Below are 14,622 nucleotides of genomic sequence, written 5' to 3'. Positions count from 1 at the left end.
CATAGAGTAATTACTAGACAAGCGCTGGAGGGATTCAAATCATGAGAAAAAAACGCAGAAACCGTCAAATTGTCGTTGCAGTAAACGGTGGAAATGCGCTCAAGGGCATGTTTTTGTTTATGACAAGCCTTATCGTTATTTTCGTATTATCGGGTGTGCTCACATCGCTTCGCCCTGAACTGAGGCTTTCTTCGGATTCTCTTCACGGAATTGCCGGAGAACTTCCAGGTGACGCGTTTGCACACCTCCTCGGCATGGAAAATCATTATTTCGCCTCAGAGCTTCCTGAAAAAGACTCTTTTCAGCTGTCCCGGCTTTCCTTAAAACTGGCGACAAGCATTAATATGGAAGACCCGCGGAGTTTTTTGGGACGTGAGCTGCCGGGATTTGCCCAATACGATACGGAGATCCTTCTGGCGGGGCAGGGGACGGATTATACGAATATGCCGGCTGAATCTCCGCCGCCGTCAAAGGTGATGGAAAAAGAAAAAGAAGTGAACCTGGCAGAAATCGAAAACAAAACGAAAAAAGAAGAAACGGCGCCGCCAAAACATTCAACAGGCAGCAAAAAAGTCGTTTTTATTTACCACACTCATAATACCGAATCCTATCTTCCTCTGTTAAAGGGGGAAACAAATCCGGATAACGCCCGCCATTCGAAGGCCAATGTCACACTTGTCGGAGATATGTTCGGAAAAGCGCTTGAAGCGCAAGGTGTAGGAGCGACCGTAGATAAAACCGACATTCAGGCCCGCCTGAACAAAGACGGCTTAAATTATGCGCGAAGCTACGACGAATCAAGGCCGGTCGTAAAAAGCGCGCTCGCCAAAAATAAAAACCTGCAATATACCATAGACATTCACCGGGATTCCCGCCGCAAGAAAAATACGACAGCCGACATCAAAGGAAAAAGCTATGCCAGAGTCGCCATCGTCGTCGGCAAAAAAAGCGCTAATTTTGAAGAAAACTATAAACTCGCAAGTGAACTTCATAAGCTCATGGAGAAAAAATACCCCGGCTTAAGCGTCGGTGTTTTATCAAAAGGCTCTCCGGGAGATAATGGAGTATACAACCAGGATTTAAACGACCGGTCGCTTCTGCTGGAATTCGGGGGCGTGGATAACAATCTTGAAGAACTGAGGCGTGCATCAGATGCCGTGGCCGATGTGTTCAGCGAACTGTACTGGGATGCAGAAAAGGTCAGCTCGCAATCAGGAGAGAAGAAAAAACAATAGAAATCAGGTGATTCGAATGATCCGTTTTACCGGCAAATGCCTGCTGATCGCCATTGTCATGTTTTTCGGCGTTTTGTTCGGCATGCAGCAGGCAAACAGCGGAATGCTTGATATGAAAGGATACAAAGATCCCTCCTTAAAAGGAGCATTCACGCTCGGCGGCGGAGAAGGACAGGAAAAAGAAGCATCCATTTTGGGGCAAACCGTTACGGCGAAAGATCTGGAAGAAAAACAAAAACAGCTGGAACAGGCGGAAACCTTCAACCTGTTTTCAAAAGCCGGAGAAACCCTTTCAAATACCGTGACGGACTCGGCGCAGGCGATGTATGAGTGGGTTTCGAAACTGAACCGTTAGCATTGATGAAGAGAAAAGCGGATGATTCCTTAAAGGAAGCTTTTCTCTTTCTTGTTTTAATTGAATGTTTACAATCCTATTGATATAATCTAAGCTAGTGTATTTTGCGTTTAATAGTAGGAGTGATAGATTGTGACAGATAAAGAAAAGCGTTTAGAGAGGCAGTCAAGAATCCGGAATTTCTCCATCATCGCCCACATAGACCACGGCAAATCGACCTTGGCGGATCGGATTTTAGAAAAAACATCGGCGATCACCCAGCGGGAAATGAAAGAACAATTGCTTGATTCAATGGACCTTGAACGCGAACGGGGAATTACCATCAAATTAAATTCCGTTCAGCTGAAATACAAAGCTAAAGACGGAGAAGAATATATATTTCATCTCATCGACACGCCCGGACACGTCGACTTTACATATGAAGTTTCGCGAAGCCTGGCTGCCTGTGAAGGCGCGATTCTCGTTGTTGATGCGGCTCAGGGAATAGAAGCGCAGACATTGGCGAACGTCTATCTGGCGCTTGATAATGATCTTGAGATTCTTCCTGTCATTAATAAAATCGATCTCCCGAGCGCAGAGCCAGAACGTGTGCGTCAAGAGGTTGAGGACGTTATCGGCCTTGACGCTTCAGACGCCGTCCTCGCTTCAGCGAAAGCGGGCATCGGCATCGAAGACATTTTAGAACAGATCGTAGAAAAAGTGCCGGCTCCCGCGGGAGATCCGGAAGCTCCGCTGAAAGCGCTCATCTTTGACTCGCTTTATGACGCGTACCGCGGAGTCGTCGCGTATATCAGAGTCGTAGAAGGAACAGTCAAACCGGGCCAGAAAATTAAAATGATGGCAACCGGAAAAGAGTTTGAAGTCATCGAAGTCGGCGTCTTCACGCCGAAAGCGCAGCCGGCTGACGAATTGACAGTCGGTGACGTAGGCTATTTGACAGCCGCAATCAAAAACGTCGGCGACACCCGTGTCGGTGATACGATCACGAGCGCGGTTAAGCCTGCGGCAGAAGCGCTTCCGGGCTACCGCAAACTCAATCCGATGGTATACTGCGGACTTTATCCGATTGACACAGCCAAATATAATGATTTGCGCGAGGCTCTGGAAAAACTTGAATTGAACGATTCATCTCTTCAATACGAGGCGGAGACGTCACAAGCCCTCGGCTTCGGCTTCCGCTGCGGTTTTTTAGGAATGCTTCACATGGAAATCATTCAAGAGCGGATTGAACGGGAATTTAAAATTGACCTTATCACGACCGCGCCGAGCGTTATTTATGACGTTTATATGACGGACGGCGAAAAGATCATCGTGGATAACCCGTCAAACATGCCTGACCCGCAAAAAATAGAGCGGGTGGAAGAACCTTATGTCAAAGCGACGATGATGGTTCCGAACGATTACGTCGGAGCGGTTATGGAGCTTTGTCAGGGGAAACGGGGCAACTTTATCGATATGCAGTACTTAGACGCCAACCGGGTCAGCATTGTATATGAGATGCCTCTTGCGGAAATCGTATATGAATTTTTTGATCAGCTGAAATCCAGCACGAAAGGGTACGCCTCTTTCGATTACGAACTGATCGGCTACAAACCGTCTAAACTTGTCAAGATGGACATTATGCTGAACGGAGAAAAAATCGACGCCCTTTCATTTATCGTGCATCGCGATTACGCGTACGAACGCGGAAAAGTAATTGTGGAAAAACTGAAAGAGCTTATTCCGCGCCAGCACTTTGAAGTACCGATTCAAGCGGCGATCGGACAGAAAATCGTGGCCCGCTCAACCATTAAGGCCATGCGGAAAAACGTCCTTGCAAAATGTTACGGAGGAGACATCTCGCGGAAACGGAAGCTTCTTGAAAAACAAAAAGAAGGAAAACGCCGGATGAAGCAGGTCGGCTCAGTAGAAGTGCCGCAGGAAGCGTTTATGGCCGTTCTTAAAATGGATGACAGCCCGAAAAAATAACGGAAGCCGCCGCAGTCCCGCGCTGCGGCTTCTTTCTGTAAAGAAGAAGGTGTTTCAAAATGAAATCAGCTTATATTCATATTCCGTTTTGTGAGCATATCTGCCACTATTGCGATTTCAATAAATATTTTATTCAGAGCCAGCCTGTCGATGAGTACTTAAACTCACTCGAAAAGGAAATGATAAATACAATAGAACGGACGGGACGCCCTGATCTCCGCACGATTTTTATCGGGGGAGGCACGCCGACATCGCTCTCACCCGTCCAGCTGGAAAAATTGATGGATTCCATTCACCGCGTGCTGAAGCCTTCTGACGGACTCATAGAATTTGCCGCGGAAGCGAATCCGGATGATTTGTCCCCGGAAAAATTAAAAATCATGAAAAATGCCGGTGTCAACCGGCTGAGCTTCGGTGTTCAAACCTTTGAAGATGAGCTTTTACAAAAAATCGGAAGAGTGCATAAACAAAAGGACGTATTCACTTCCTTTGAACGTGCGAGGGCTCTCGGCTTCGACAACATCAGTCTCGATTTAATGTTCGGCCTGCCGGGTCAGACGCTGGCCGATCTTGACAATTCCGTCAAAACGGCTTTGTCTCTTGATGCGGAGCACTACTCCGTTTACTCGCTGATCGTAGAGCCGAAAACGGTGTTTTATAATTTAATGCAAAAAGGCCGCCTGCATCTCCCGGCGCAAGAACAAGAGGCCGAGATGTATGAAACGGTCATGAGGCAGATGAGTGAAGCGGGCATCCGTCAATACGAGATCAGTAACTTTGCAAAGCCCGGATACGAGTCCCAGCATAATCTGACGTATTGGAGCAATGAAGAGTATTTCGGTTTTGGCGCAGGCGCTCACGGATATATCAGCGGCACGCGCACCGTCAACGCCGGGCCTGTGAAACATTACATGCAGCTCATCGAAGAAAAGGGGCTGCCTTACCGTGACACGCACGAGGTGACACGTGAGGAGCAGATTGAAGAAGAAATGTTCCTCGGTCTCAGAAAAATGTCCGGCGTACAAAAGCAAGCTTTTCTTGATAAATTCGGACGCTCGGTCGACGAACTGTTTCCCGATGTTCTCAAAGATTTAACCGAAAAAGGCCTGATTTGTGACACGGAAGAATCGGTTGCATTAACGCATGAGGGCAAATTATTAGGAAATGAGGTTTTTGGCGCTTTTTTGGGTGAGTTATAATTGACATTTTTCTTTTGGTTTGTTACTTTTGATATAGAATTAGCACTCGCTGACCTTGAGTGCTAACAGGGGTGATGATGATGTTAACAAATCGTCAGCTGTTGATCCTGCAAGTGATTATTAATGATTTTATACAATCAGCGCAGCCTGTAGGATCAAGAACTCTTTCAAAAAAAGACGAGATTACATTCAGCTCTGCAACGATCAGAAACGAGATGGCTGACTTGGAGGAATTGGGCTTTATTGAAAAAACCCATTCATCCTCAGGACGGATTCCGTCGGAAAAAGGGTACAGGTATTATGTCGATCATTTGCTGTCACCCGTCAAGCTGACAAAAACCGATCTGGATTTAATTCACTCGATATTTAAAGAAAAAATCTTCGAGCTGGAAAAAACAGTCCAAAAATCAGCGCAAATCCTGTCCGACCTGACAAACTACACATCGATTGTCCTCGGGCCGACGCTGAGCGAGAACTATCTTAAACAGATTCAAATCGTACCGATCCAGCCGGATAAGGCGGTCGCCATCCTCGTCACGAACACGGGGCATGTCGAAAACCGCACCATCAATTTCCCGGCTAAAGTGGATTTGGCCGATATTGAAAAACTGGTCAATATACTAAACGATCGATTAGCGGGCGTGCCGATGGACGAACTGAATGAGCGCATTTTCAAAGAGGTTGTCACATATTTAAGGCAGCATATCGCCAACTATGACAGCATACTTGAATCGCTCCGCTCTACATTCCATCCGGCGGCCCACGTTGAGAAATTGTTTTTCGGCGGAAAGATCAACATGCTGAATCAGCCGGAGTTCCATGATATTGAAAGGGTCCGCTCGCTCTTATCTTTAATTGAAAAAGAGCAGGATGTTCTGAAGCTGTTTCAGTCATCAAAAGCCGGGATTTCAATCAAAATCGGGAAAGAAAACGACTACGAAGAAATGGAAAACTGCAGCTTAATCACGGCCACCTATACAGTTGATACGAAGCAGATCGGATCAATCGCGATTATCGGGCCGACGCGCATGAATTATTCAAGAGTCGTCAGCCTGCTGCAGCACGTGACTTCGGACTTGTCAAAAGCATTCACAAGTTTGTATGATGAATAAGGGAATTTTGGCAATCATTTTCAGTCATCTTTTTACAGCATTTGAGGGAGGTGAACACAATGTCAGAAGAAAAACAAACCGCAGAACAGGTTGAAGCAGCAGAACAAGAAGAAGTGACAGAACAGGCAGAACAAGCCGCTTCACAAGAGCAGCATGAAGAAACGGCAGGTCAGGAAGAAGCCCTTCAGCACCAAATTGATGAATTGCAGGGTTTGCTTGATGAAAAAGAAAACAAGCTTTTGCGTGTTCAAGCAGACTTTGAAAACTATAAACGACGCAGCCGCCTTGAAATGGAAGCTGCTCAGAAATACCGTTCTCAAAACGTCGTAACGGAAATCCTTCCGGCTCTCGACAACTTTGAACGGGCGTTACAGGTAGAAGCTGAAAGCGAGCAGACAAAAAGCTTGCTGCAAGGTATGGAAATGGTCCGCCGCCAGCTGATGGACGCACTTGAAAAAGAAGGCGTTGAAGCCATCGAAGCTGTCGGTCAGGAATTTGATCCGAACCTTCACCAAGCCGTCATGCAGGTGGAAGATGAAAACTTCGGCAGCAATATTGTTATCGAAGAACTGCAAAAAGGCTACAAACTGAAGGATCGCGTCATTCGTCCTTCAATGGTAAAAGTGAATCAATAACTACATAGCAGGAGGTAATTCAAAGTGAGTAAAGTAATCGGAATTGACTTGGGTACGACAAACTCATGTGTGGCAGTGCTTGAAGGCGGAGAGCCTACAGTTATCGCCAACGCTGAAGGAAACCGTACGACTCCGTCAGTCGTTGCATTTAAAAACGGCGAGCGCCAAGTAGGGGAAGTGGCAAAACGCCAATCCATCACAAACCCTAACACAATCATGTCTGTCAAACGCCATATGGGTACTGACTATAAAGTGGAAATCGAAGGAAAAGACTACACGCCTCAAGAAGTGTCAGCTATTATCTTGCAGCATCTGAAAGCATATGCTGAAAGCTACCTCGGCGAAACAGTTTCAAAAGCCGTTATCACGGTTCCTGCATACTTCAACGATGCAGAGCGCCAAGCGACAAAAGATGCCGGTAAAATCGCTGGTCTTGAAGTAGAGCGTATTATCAACGAGCCGACTGCAGCAGCGCTTGCATACGGACTTGATAAAACGGACGAAGACCAAACAATTCTTGTTTACGACCTTGGCGGCGGTACGTTTGACGTATCTGTTCTTGAACTTGGCGACGGCGTGTTTGAAGTCCGTTCAACTGCCGGTGACAACCGTCTTGGCGGGGACGACTTCGACCAAGTCATCATCGATCATCTCGTAGCAGAATTCAAAAAAGAAAACGGCATTGATCTTTCAAAAGACAAAATGGCGCTTCAGCGTTTGAAAGATGCGGCTGAGAAAGCGAAAAAAGATCTTTCCGGCGTTTCATCTACACAAATTTCTTTACCATTTATCACAGCGGGAGAAGCAGGTCCTCTTCACCTTGAGCTGACACTGACCCGCGCTAAATTCGAAGAGCTTTCCGCTCACCTTGTTGAGCGCACAATGGCTCCTGTCCGTCAGGCTCTTCAAGATGCGGATCTTTCTGCGAGCGAAATCGACAAAGTTATCCTTGTCGGCGGATCAACACGTATTCCAGCCGTACAGGAAGCAATCAAAAAAGAAACGGGTAAAGAAGCGCATAAAGGCGTAAACCCTGATGAAGTTGTAGCGCTGGGTGCAGCGATTCAAGGCGGCGTCATCACGGGAGACGTAAAAGACGTTGTTCTTCTTGACGTTACACCGCTTTCTCTCGGTATTGAAACAATGGGCGGCGTGTTCACGAAACTGATCGACCGCAACACGACAATTCCGACGAGCAAGTCTCAAGTATTCTCAACTGCAGCTGACAACCAAACGGCTGTTGACATTCACGTGCTTCAAGGTGAGCGCCCGATGTCTGCCGACAACAAAACGCTCGGCCGCTTCCAGCTTACTGATATCCCGCCTGCACCGCGCGGCGTACCGCAAATCGAAGTTTCTTTCGATATTGACAAAAACGGTATCGTAAACGTAAGAGCGAAAGACTTAGGCACAGGAAAAGAACAAAACATTACAATCAAATCTTCTTCAGGTCTTTCTGATGATGAGATCGAACGCATGGTAAAAGAAGCGGAAGAAAACGCTGACGCTGATGCGAAGAGAAAAGAAGAAATCGAAGTCCGCAACGAAGCTGACCAGCTTGTGTTCCAAACGGAAAAAACATTAAAAGATCTGGAAGGCAAAGTGGACGAAGAGCAAGTGAAAAAAGCAAACGACGCGAAAGACGCGCTGAAAGCCGCTATCGAGAAAAACGAAATTGAAGACATCAAAGCGAAAAAAGATGAGCTTCAAACAATCGTTCAAGAGCTTTCTATGAAGCTTTACGAAGAAGCGGCGAAAGCGCAGCAGGCTGAAGGCGGAGCAAACGCTGAAGGCAAAAAAGCGGATGACAACGTTGTCGATGCGGAATACGAAGAAGTAAAAGACGACGAAACGAAAAAATAAGTTCTGTCCCGCATGGCTATAGGCGGAAGAACACACAGCATATTCTGATTCAACAGACAGAAAGTCAAAGTCAGGCATCTCTTGGCTTTGACTTTTTTTCTTGCCCGGGATAAAAGGAATTGAAAAAACATAATTCAAAATGATACAATCTAATTTATGTGAGAAATTCGGGAGAGTGAAGCGAGATGAGTAAGCGTGATTACTATGAAGTGCTTGGGGTAAGTAAGAGCGCTTCAAAGGATGAAATCAAAAAAGCCTATCGGAAGCTTTCAAAAAAATATCATCCTGATATCAATAAAGAATCCGGAGCAGATGAAAAATTCAAAGAGGTAAAAGAAGCGTACGAAGCGCTCTCAGACGACCAAAAACGCGCTCAATATGACCAATTCGGCCATACAGACCCTAACCAGGGATTCGGCGGCGGTTTCGGAGGCGGCGGAGACTTCGGCGGCTTCGGTTTCGATGACATCTTCTCAAGCATCTTCGGAGGCGGCACGAGACGCCGTGACCCGAATGCGCCGCGGCAAGGCGCGGATCTGCAGTATACAATGACCCTGTCATTTGAAGACGCGGCTTTCGGGAAAGAAACGATCATTGAAATTCCGCGCGAAGAGAATTGCGAAACATGTAAAGGGTCTGGCGCGAAGCCGGGAACAAAGCCGGATACGTGCTCGCACTGCGGAGGTTCTGGCCAGCTGAACGTCGAACAGAACACGCCGTTTGGCAAAGTGGTTAACCGAAGAGTCTGCCACCACTGTGAAGGAACAGGAAAAATCATCAAAAACAAGTGTTCTGACTGCGGCGGCACGGGCAAAGTGAAAAAACGGAAAAAAATCAATGTCACGATTCCTGCCGGTGTGGATGACGGACAGCAGCTGCGCGTTCCGGGCCAAGGTGAACCGGGCGTAAACGGAGGGCCGGCGGGAGATCTGTTTGTCGTATTCCATGTGCGCGCCCACGAGTTCTTTGAGCGCGACGGAGACGATATTTATTGCGAAATGCCGTTAACGTTTGCCCAAGCGGCACTCGGAGACGAAGTGGAAGTGCCGACGCTTCACGGAAAAGTGAAATTGAAAATACCTGCCGGCACACAAACAGGCACGAAATTCAGATTAAGAGGCAAAGGCGTTCAGAACGTCCGGGGCTACGGACAAGGCGACCAGCACATTGTCGTCCGCGTCGTCACACCGACGAATCTGACAGACAAACAAAAAGACATCATCCGCGAGTTCGCTGAAGTCAGCGGAAACCTGCCGGATGAACAAGAAATGAGTTTCTTTGACAAAGTAAAACGCGCATTTAAAGGCGAGTAATGATTGGATAGGAGTTGGTAGTTTTGAAATGGTCCGAAATCAGCATTCACACAACACATGAAGCGGTCGAACCCATCTCAAATATTTTGCATGAAGCTGGTGCGAGCGGGGTTGTCATCGAAGATCCGCTTGATTTAATGAAAGAGCGTGAGAATGTTTACGGGGAAATCTACCAGCTCGACCCCAATGATTACCCCGATGAGGGTGTCATTGTCAAAGCGTATCTGCCGATCAACAGTTTCCTCGGCGAAACGGTGGACGGCATAAAAGAGACGATTAATAATCTGCTTTTGTACGACATTGATTTGGGCAGAAACACAATCACCATTTCTGAAGTTAATGAAGAAGAATGGGCGACAGCTTGGAAAAAGTATTATCATCCTGTGAAAATTTCTGAAAAGTTCACGATCGTTCCCACTTGGGAAACGTACACACCTGTTCATACAGATGAACTGATTATCGAAATGGATCCGGGTATGGCATTCGGTACGGGAACGCATCCGACAACCGTTCTGTGCATTCAGGCGCTTGAGCGTATCGTTCAAAAAGGCGACCGTGTCATTGATGTCGGCACCGGTTCAGGAATTTTAAGCATCGCGGCCGCCATGCTTGAGGCCGAATCGGTTCATGCGTATGACCTTGATCCGGTCGCTGTTGAAAGCGCGCGTCTGAATGTGAAATTGAACAAAGTGAGTGATACGGCTGAAGTGAAGCAGAACAATTTGTTAGACGGCATCACGGGCGAACATGATGTCATTGTCGCAAATATTTTGGCGGAAGTGATTCTCCGCTTTACATCACAGGCGTACGACCTGCTCAAAGACGGAGGCCATTTTATTACTTCAGGCATTATCGGCCAGAAAAAACAGGAAGTAAAAGAAGCGTTGGAAAAAGCCGGCTTTACCATCATAGAAATTCTGTCTATGGAAGATTGGGTCAGCATCATCGCGAAAAAATAACAGTTAGTAGGTGTCACAGCGTATGCAACGATATTTTATCGAGCTCACGAAGCAGGAGATGGACGAAACTCCTGATTTTCAAATCACGGGGGAAGACGTCCACCATATAGCGAACGTCATGAGAATGAGTGCGGGAGACCGGATTATCTGCTGTTCGAAAGACGGCCATGAAGCGTTATGCCTGCTTAAAGAGGTTTCTAAAGATCATATATCATGCAGCATTGCTGAATGGACGGGTGAAAACCGTGAACTGCCTCTGAAGATCAGGATCGCCAGCGGCCTCCCGAAAGGCGATAAGCTTGAATGGATTATCCAAAAAGGGACCGAGCTGGGGGCAAGTATGTTCATCCCTTTTCAAGGCGCCAGATCCGTCGTTAAGCTAGACGACAAAAAGGCAAAGAAAAAGCGGGAGAGATGGGCGAAAATCGCGAAGGAAGCGGCGGAGCAATCGTACCGCAATGAAATTCCCGAAGTGAAAACCGTTCATACGTTCCGGCAGCTGCTTGAAATGGCGGAGAATGTCGATAAATGTGTCGTTGCATACGAGGAGTCATCAAAGCAGGGAGAAACGGGCGCTTTCGCTGCGGAGCTCAAAAGCCTTCCGCAAGGTTCGTCTCTTTTAATCGTATTCGGCCCTGAAGGCGGTCTGACTGAGTCTGAAGTTCATCAGCTTTCAGAAAAAGGCGCCGTCTTATGCGGCCTCGGACCGAGAATTTTACGGACTGAAACTGCGCCTCTTTACGCGTTAAGCGCAGTTTCCTATCATACAGAGTTATTAAGAGGTGATCAGTAATGGCAACTGTTGCTTTTCATACCCTTGGCTGCAAGGTCAACCATTATGAAACAGAAGCAATCTGGCAGCTGTTTAAAGATGCGGGTTATGAACGAAAAGAATTCGAACAGACAGCAGATGTATATGTCATTAATACATGTACGGTAACAAACACGGGAGATAAAAAAAGCCGTCAAGTCATCAGACGGGCGATCCGCCAAAATCCTGACGGCGTCATCTGCGTAACAGGGTGCTATGCGCAAACCTCTCCGGCGGAAATTATGGCCATCCCGGGTGTTGACATCGTCGTCGGCACGCAGGATCGTGAAAAAATGCTCGGTTACATTGAGCAGTACAGGGAAGAGCGCCAGCCGATCAACGGCGTCGGCAATATTATGAAAGCACGCGTGTTTGAAGAGCTGGATGTTCCCGCTTTTACTGACCGCACAAGAGCGTCGTTAAAAATCCAAGAGGGCTGCAACAACTTCTGTACGTTCTGCATTATCCCTTGGGCGCGCGGCCTGCTTCGTTCCCGCGATCCTGAAGAAGTCATTAAACAGGCGCAGCAGCTGGTGGATGCCGGCTATAAAGAAATCGTCCTGACGGGGATTCATACGGGCGGCTACGGCGAAGATATGAAAGATTATAATTTCGCCAAGCTTCTCCGCGAGCTGGATACGCGTGTAGAAGGACTGAAGCGGATCAGAATTTCATCTATTGAAGCAAGCCAAATCACTGATGAAGTGATTGAAGTGCTGGATGCGTCTGATAAAATCGTCCGTCACCTTCATATCCCGATTCAGTCAGGATCAAACACCGTTCTGAAACGGATGAGACGCAAATATACGATGGAATTTTTCGCGGACCGTTTAAATAAGCTGAAAGAAGCGCTGCCGGGTCTGGCCGTCACATCTGATGTCATCGTCGGTTTCCCGGGAGAAACGGAAGAAGAATTTATGGAAACATACCGGTTCATTAAAGAACATAAGTTTTCAGAGCTTCACGTATTCCCTTACAGCAAACGCACCGGAACACCTGCGGCCAGAATGGAAGACCAGGTTGACGAGAACGTGAAAAACGAACGGGTGCATAAGCTGATCGCGCTGTCTGACCAGCTTGCAAAAGAATACGCCTCCGATTATGAAGGAGAGGTTCTGGAAATCATTCCGGAAGAGGCGTTTAAAGAGTCTGATGAGGAGGGCATGTTCGTCGGCTATACGGACAATTACATGAAAGTCGTCTTCAAAGGCACGGAAGATGTAATCGGCAAACTTGTCAAAGTCAAAATTCAAAAAGCGGGCTATCCGTATAACGAAGGACAATTCGTCCGCGTCGTTGAGGATGAAATGACCCGGAACATGCGCATGTCTTCATAACAGATAAAAAAACCGGTGCCTTCCCGCATCGGTTTTTTACGGTTTCGGAGGAATCAGCCTGTCAATCAGCCGGTAAAACAAATGTGTGAACGGCAGAAACAATAAGGCGGTGACTACGTTAAATAACAGGCTGAAATGCGCAATCATCTGCGCGGGATCATCAGACAGGCGCTCCGTAAAACCTGCTGATGCGGACAGGAAGGGAAATACGAGCAGCACGCCGAGAATATTAAACACAACGTGAGCACCGGCGGTCTGTCTGGCGGCATAACCGCCTGAAACAGCAGCCATGACGGCCGTGACGCATGTCCCGATATTAGATCCCAGAACGACGCTGACCGCTTGTTCAATGCCGATCACCCCTTCGTTCATAAAACTCATCAAAATGCCGATGCAGACGGAGCTTGAATGAATGATTGCCGTCAATATCATACCGATAAAAAGAGCGGACCAGCTCGAATCATTCACATGTCGCAAAACCTCCGCCCCTGCCTTCATTTCTGTCAGCGGAACGGCGAGCCGGCTGAAGCATGTGATGCAAAAAAAGATGATGCCGAGACCGAGGAAGCTTATGCCGATCTGCCTGAACGGATATTTACGGAGGAGGATAAACACAAGGCCTCCGATAAAAAGCACCCAAATGAGCACATCCATCTTTATGGCTAAAAACTCCGTCGTAAACGTGGAGCCGACATTTGTGCCGAGAATCATCGGAATGGTCCGTTTAAAAGATAAAGCGCCTGCGCTGACAAAGCCGATGACAATGACCATGAAGGCTGAGCTGCTCTGAAGAAAACCAGTGAATACGATGCTTATGAGAAAAGCTTTCAAAGGGTGGTCGGTAAATAAGAGCAGGCTCTTCTCAATTTTTGAATACGTTAAGGCGATCAGGCCCTGCCTGAGCAGGCTCATTCCGAGTAAAAAAACCAGGATAAGTGCGGTAAAGAGAATCAGTATCATCAAATGAAACACCCCTTTCCATCATTATATAGACAAGCAGCTTTATTCATGACGGAAAAGTGAGCTCGCTTAGTTGACCTGACTGATGGCTTATATTATAATGTCAAAGTACATGTTTATATATGTATCTTTTTAAAGGTAGTCGATTGGTGTATTCGGAGGGAGGGAAAGAGAATGTCAAAAACGGTCGTTAGAAAAAACGAATCGCTTGAAGATGCTCTTCGTCGCTTCAAACGCAGTGTATCAAAGACAGGTACTTTGCAAGAAGCAAGAAAGCGCGAATTTTATGAAAAACCTAGCGTAAAGCGCAAGAAAAAGTCAGAAGCTGCTAGAAAACGCAAATTCTAAAAGAGGGTGGATTTATGAGTCTTCTTGAGCGACTTAACCAAGATATGAAGCTGTATATGAAAAGCCGTGAGAAAGACAAACTGACTGTCGTTCGAATGGTGAAAGCTTCACTTCAAAACGAAGCAATTAAGCTTAAGAAAGACAGTTTGACCGAGGATGAGGAACTTACTGTCCTATCTCGTGAACTTAAGCAACGTAAAGACTCCCTCCATGAATTTTCAAACGCTAATCGTTTAGATTTAGTAGATAAAGTTCAAAAAGAGCTGGACATTTTAGAAGTTTATTTACCGAAGCAGCTTTCTGAAGAAGAGCTGCAGACAATCGTAAATGAAACCATCGCTGAAGTCGGTGCGAGCTCCAAAGCGGACATGGGCAAAGTGATGAGTGCTATTATGCCTAAAGTAAAAGGTAAAGCTGACGGCAGCGTAATTAACAGACTTGTCAGCAGTCAATTATCTTAATTGACAAGAAAAAAGACATCTTTCCTTGAGAGATGTCTTTTTTTATACATAAAAAAATGAAACTAA

At 46.8% G+C, this 14,622-nt stretch carries 14 protein-coding genes; 13 read left to right on the top strand and 1 reads right to left on the bottom strand.

Going from position 1 to position 14,622, the window contains the following annotated elements; all coding sequences use genetic code 11:
* Nucleotides 1-41: 41 nt before the first annotated feature.
* From spoIIP to mtaB, 11 genes are all read left to right on the top strand, one after another.
* On the top strand, nucleotides 42-1,235 hold the full coding sequence (gene spoIIP / locus ACKTRM_RS12140) for a stage II sporulation protein P (protein ID WP_007612673.1): 1,194 nt from the start codon (nucleotides 42-44) through the stop codon (nucleotides 1,233-1,235).
* Between the two features lie 16 nt (nucleotides 1,236-1,251).
* Nucleotides 1,252-1,590 (top strand): YqxA family protein, encoded by a 339-nt coding sequence (locus ACKTRM_RS12135; protein WP_007408270.1) that lies wholly within the window; start codon nucleotides 1,252-1,254, stop codon nucleotides 1,588-1,590.
* Nucleotides 1,591-1,722: 132 nt separating this feature from the next.
* Nucleotides 1,723-3,558 carry a translation elongation factor 4 gene (lepA, locus tag ACKTRM_RS12130; protein ID WP_012118023.1) on the top strand — a complete coding sequence of 612 codons (1,836 nt, stop codon included), beginning with the start codon at nucleotides 1,723-1,725 and terminating at the stop codon, nucleotides 3,556-3,558.
* 59 nt (nucleotides 3,559-3,617) lie between these two features.
* Complete coding sequence (gene hemW / locus ACKTRM_RS12125) at nucleotides 3,618-4,757, top strand: radical SAM family heme chaperone HemW (RefSeq protein ID WP_012118022.1); 1,140 nt, start codon at nucleotides 3,618-3,620, stop codon at nucleotides 4,755-4,757.
* Nucleotides 4,758-4,837: 80 nt separating this feature from the next.
* Nucleotides 4,838-5,869, top strand: coding sequence for a heat-inducible transcriptional repressor HrcA (hrcA, locus tag ACKTRM_RS12120; RefSeq protein ID WP_003152889.1), 1,032 nt, complete (start codon nucleotides 4,838-4,840; stop codon nucleotides 5,867-5,869).
* Nucleotides 5,870-5,928: 59 nt separating this feature from the next.
* Nucleotides 5,929-6,504, top strand: a complete 576-nt coding sequence (grpE, locus tag ACKTRM_RS12115) for a nucleotide exchange factor GrpE (RefSeq protein WP_003152892.1) — start codon at nucleotides 5,929-5,931, stop codon at nucleotides 6,502-6,504.
* 24 nt (nucleotides 6,505-6,528) lie between these two features.
* Complete coding sequence (gene dnaK / locus ACKTRM_RS12110; RefSeq protein WP_007408273.1) at nucleotides 6,529-8,367, top strand: molecular chaperone DnaK; 1,839 nt, start codon at nucleotides 6,529-6,531, stop codon at nucleotides 8,365-8,367.
* A gap of 185 nt (nucleotides 8,368-8,552) precedes the next feature.
* Nucleotides 8,553-9,680, top strand: coding sequence for a molecular chaperone DnaJ (gene dnaJ, locus ACKTRM_RS12105; RefSeq protein WP_003152895.1), 1,128 nt, complete (start codon nucleotides 8,553-8,555; stop codon nucleotides 9,678-9,680).
* Nucleotides 9,681-9,703: 23 nt separating this feature from the next.
* The gene (gene prmA, locus ACKTRM_RS12100) at nucleotides 9,704-10,639 is read left to right on the top strand and encodes a 50S ribosomal protein L11 methyltransferase (RefSeq protein WP_012118021.1); all 936 of its coding nucleotides are present in this window, start codon (nucleotides 9,704-9,706) and stop codon (nucleotides 10,637-10,639) included.
* Between the two features lie 22 nt (nucleotides 10,640-10,661).
* A complete protein-coding gene (locus ACKTRM_RS12095; protein ID WP_007408275.1) occupies nucleotides 10,662-11,432 on the top strand; it encodes a 16S rRNA (uracil(1498)-N(3))-methyltransferase in 771 nt (256 codons plus the stop codon).
* Nucleotides 11,432-12,787 (top strand): tRNA (N(6)-L-threonylcarbamoyladenosine(37)-C(2))-methylthiotransferase MtaB, encoded by a 1,356-nt coding sequence (gene mtaB, locus ACKTRM_RS12090; RefSeq protein WP_007408276.1) that lies wholly within the window; start codon nucleotides 11,432-11,434, stop codon nucleotides 12,785-12,787. The genes ACKTRM_RS12095 and mtaB overlap by 1 nt, the downstream gene beginning before the upstream one ends.
* A gap of 36 nt (nucleotides 12,788-12,823) precedes the next feature.
* On the opposite strand, the gene ACKTRM_RS12085 is transcribed toward mtaB, so the two are convergent.
* Nucleotides 12,824-13,750 (bottom strand): Na/Pi symporter, encoded by a 927-nt coding sequence (locus ACKTRM_RS12085; RefSeq protein ID WP_007408277.1) that lies wholly within the window; start codon nucleotides 13,748-13,750, stop codon nucleotides 12,824-12,826.
* A gap of 171 nt (nucleotides 13,751-13,921) precedes the next feature.
* Here ACKTRM_RS12085 and rpsU point away from each other — a divergent pair, with 171 nt between their 5' ends.
* The gene (gene rpsU / locus ACKTRM_RS12080; RefSeq protein WP_003152957.1) at nucleotides 13,922-14,095 is read left to right on the top strand and encodes a 30S ribosomal protein S21; all 174 of its coding nucleotides are present in this window, start codon (nucleotides 13,922-13,924) and stop codon (nucleotides 14,093-14,095) included.
* Nucleotides 14,096-14,109: 14 nt separating this feature from the next.
* Nucleotides 14,110-14,556, top strand: coding sequence for a GatB/YqeY domain-containing protein (locus tag ACKTRM_RS12075; protein WP_007408278.1), 447 nt, complete (start codon nucleotides 14,110-14,112; stop codon nucleotides 14,554-14,556).
* The last annotated feature ends 66 nt before the right edge of the window (nucleotides 14,557-14,622 follow it).

Source organism: Bacillus sp. D7-8, from assembly GCF_052055895.1.
In the GTDB taxonomy this organism is placed as follows: domain Bacteria; phylum Bacillota; class Bacilli; order Bacillales; family Bacillaceae; genus Bacillus; species Bacillus velezensis.
Note: the sequence above shows the minus strand (reverse complement) of the source record. Positions and strands in the feature narration are given on the sequence as shown.

Excerpts from the sequence above, each read along its gene's own strand:
- spoIIP (WP_007612673.1), top strand. The coding sequence starts at position 42 with ATGAGAAAAAAACGCAGAAACCGTCAAATTGTCGTTGCAGTAAACGGT.
- ACKTRM_RS12135 (WP_007408270.1), top strand. The coding sequence starts at position 1,252 with ATGATCCGTTTTACCGGCAAATGCCTGCTGATCGCCATTGTCATGTTT.
- hemW (WP_012118022.1), top strand. The coding sequence starts at position 3,618 with ATGAAATCAGCTTATATTCATATTCCGTTTTGTGAGCATATCTGCCAC.
- hrcA (WP_003152889.1), top strand. The coding sequence starts at position 4,838 with ATGTTAACAAATCGTCAGCTGTTGATCCTGCAAGTGATTATTAATGAT.
- grpE (WP_003152892.1), top strand. The coding sequence starts at position 5,929 with ATGTCAGAAGAAAAACAAACCGCAGAACAGGTTGAAGCAGCAGAACAA.
- dnaJ (WP_003152895.1), top strand. The coding sequence starts at position 8,553 with ATGAGTAAGCGTGATTACTATGAAGTGCTTGGGGTAAGTAAGAGCGCT.
- ACKTRM_RS12095 (WP_007408275.1), top strand. The coding sequence starts at position 10,662 with ATGCAACGATATTTTATCGAGCTCACGAAGCAGGAGATGGACGAAACT.
- mtaB (WP_007408276.1), top strand. The coding sequence starts at position 11,432 with ATGGCAACTGTTGCTTTTCATACCCTTGGCTGCAAGGTCAACCATTAT.
- rpsU (WP_003152957.1), top strand. The coding sequence starts at position 13,922 with ATGTCAAAAACGGTCGTTAGAAAAAACGAATCGCTTGAAGATGCTCTT.
- ACKTRM_RS12075 (WP_007408278.1), top strand. The coding sequence starts at position 14,110 with ATGAGTCTTCTTGAGCGACTTAACCAAGATATGAAGCTGTATATGAAA.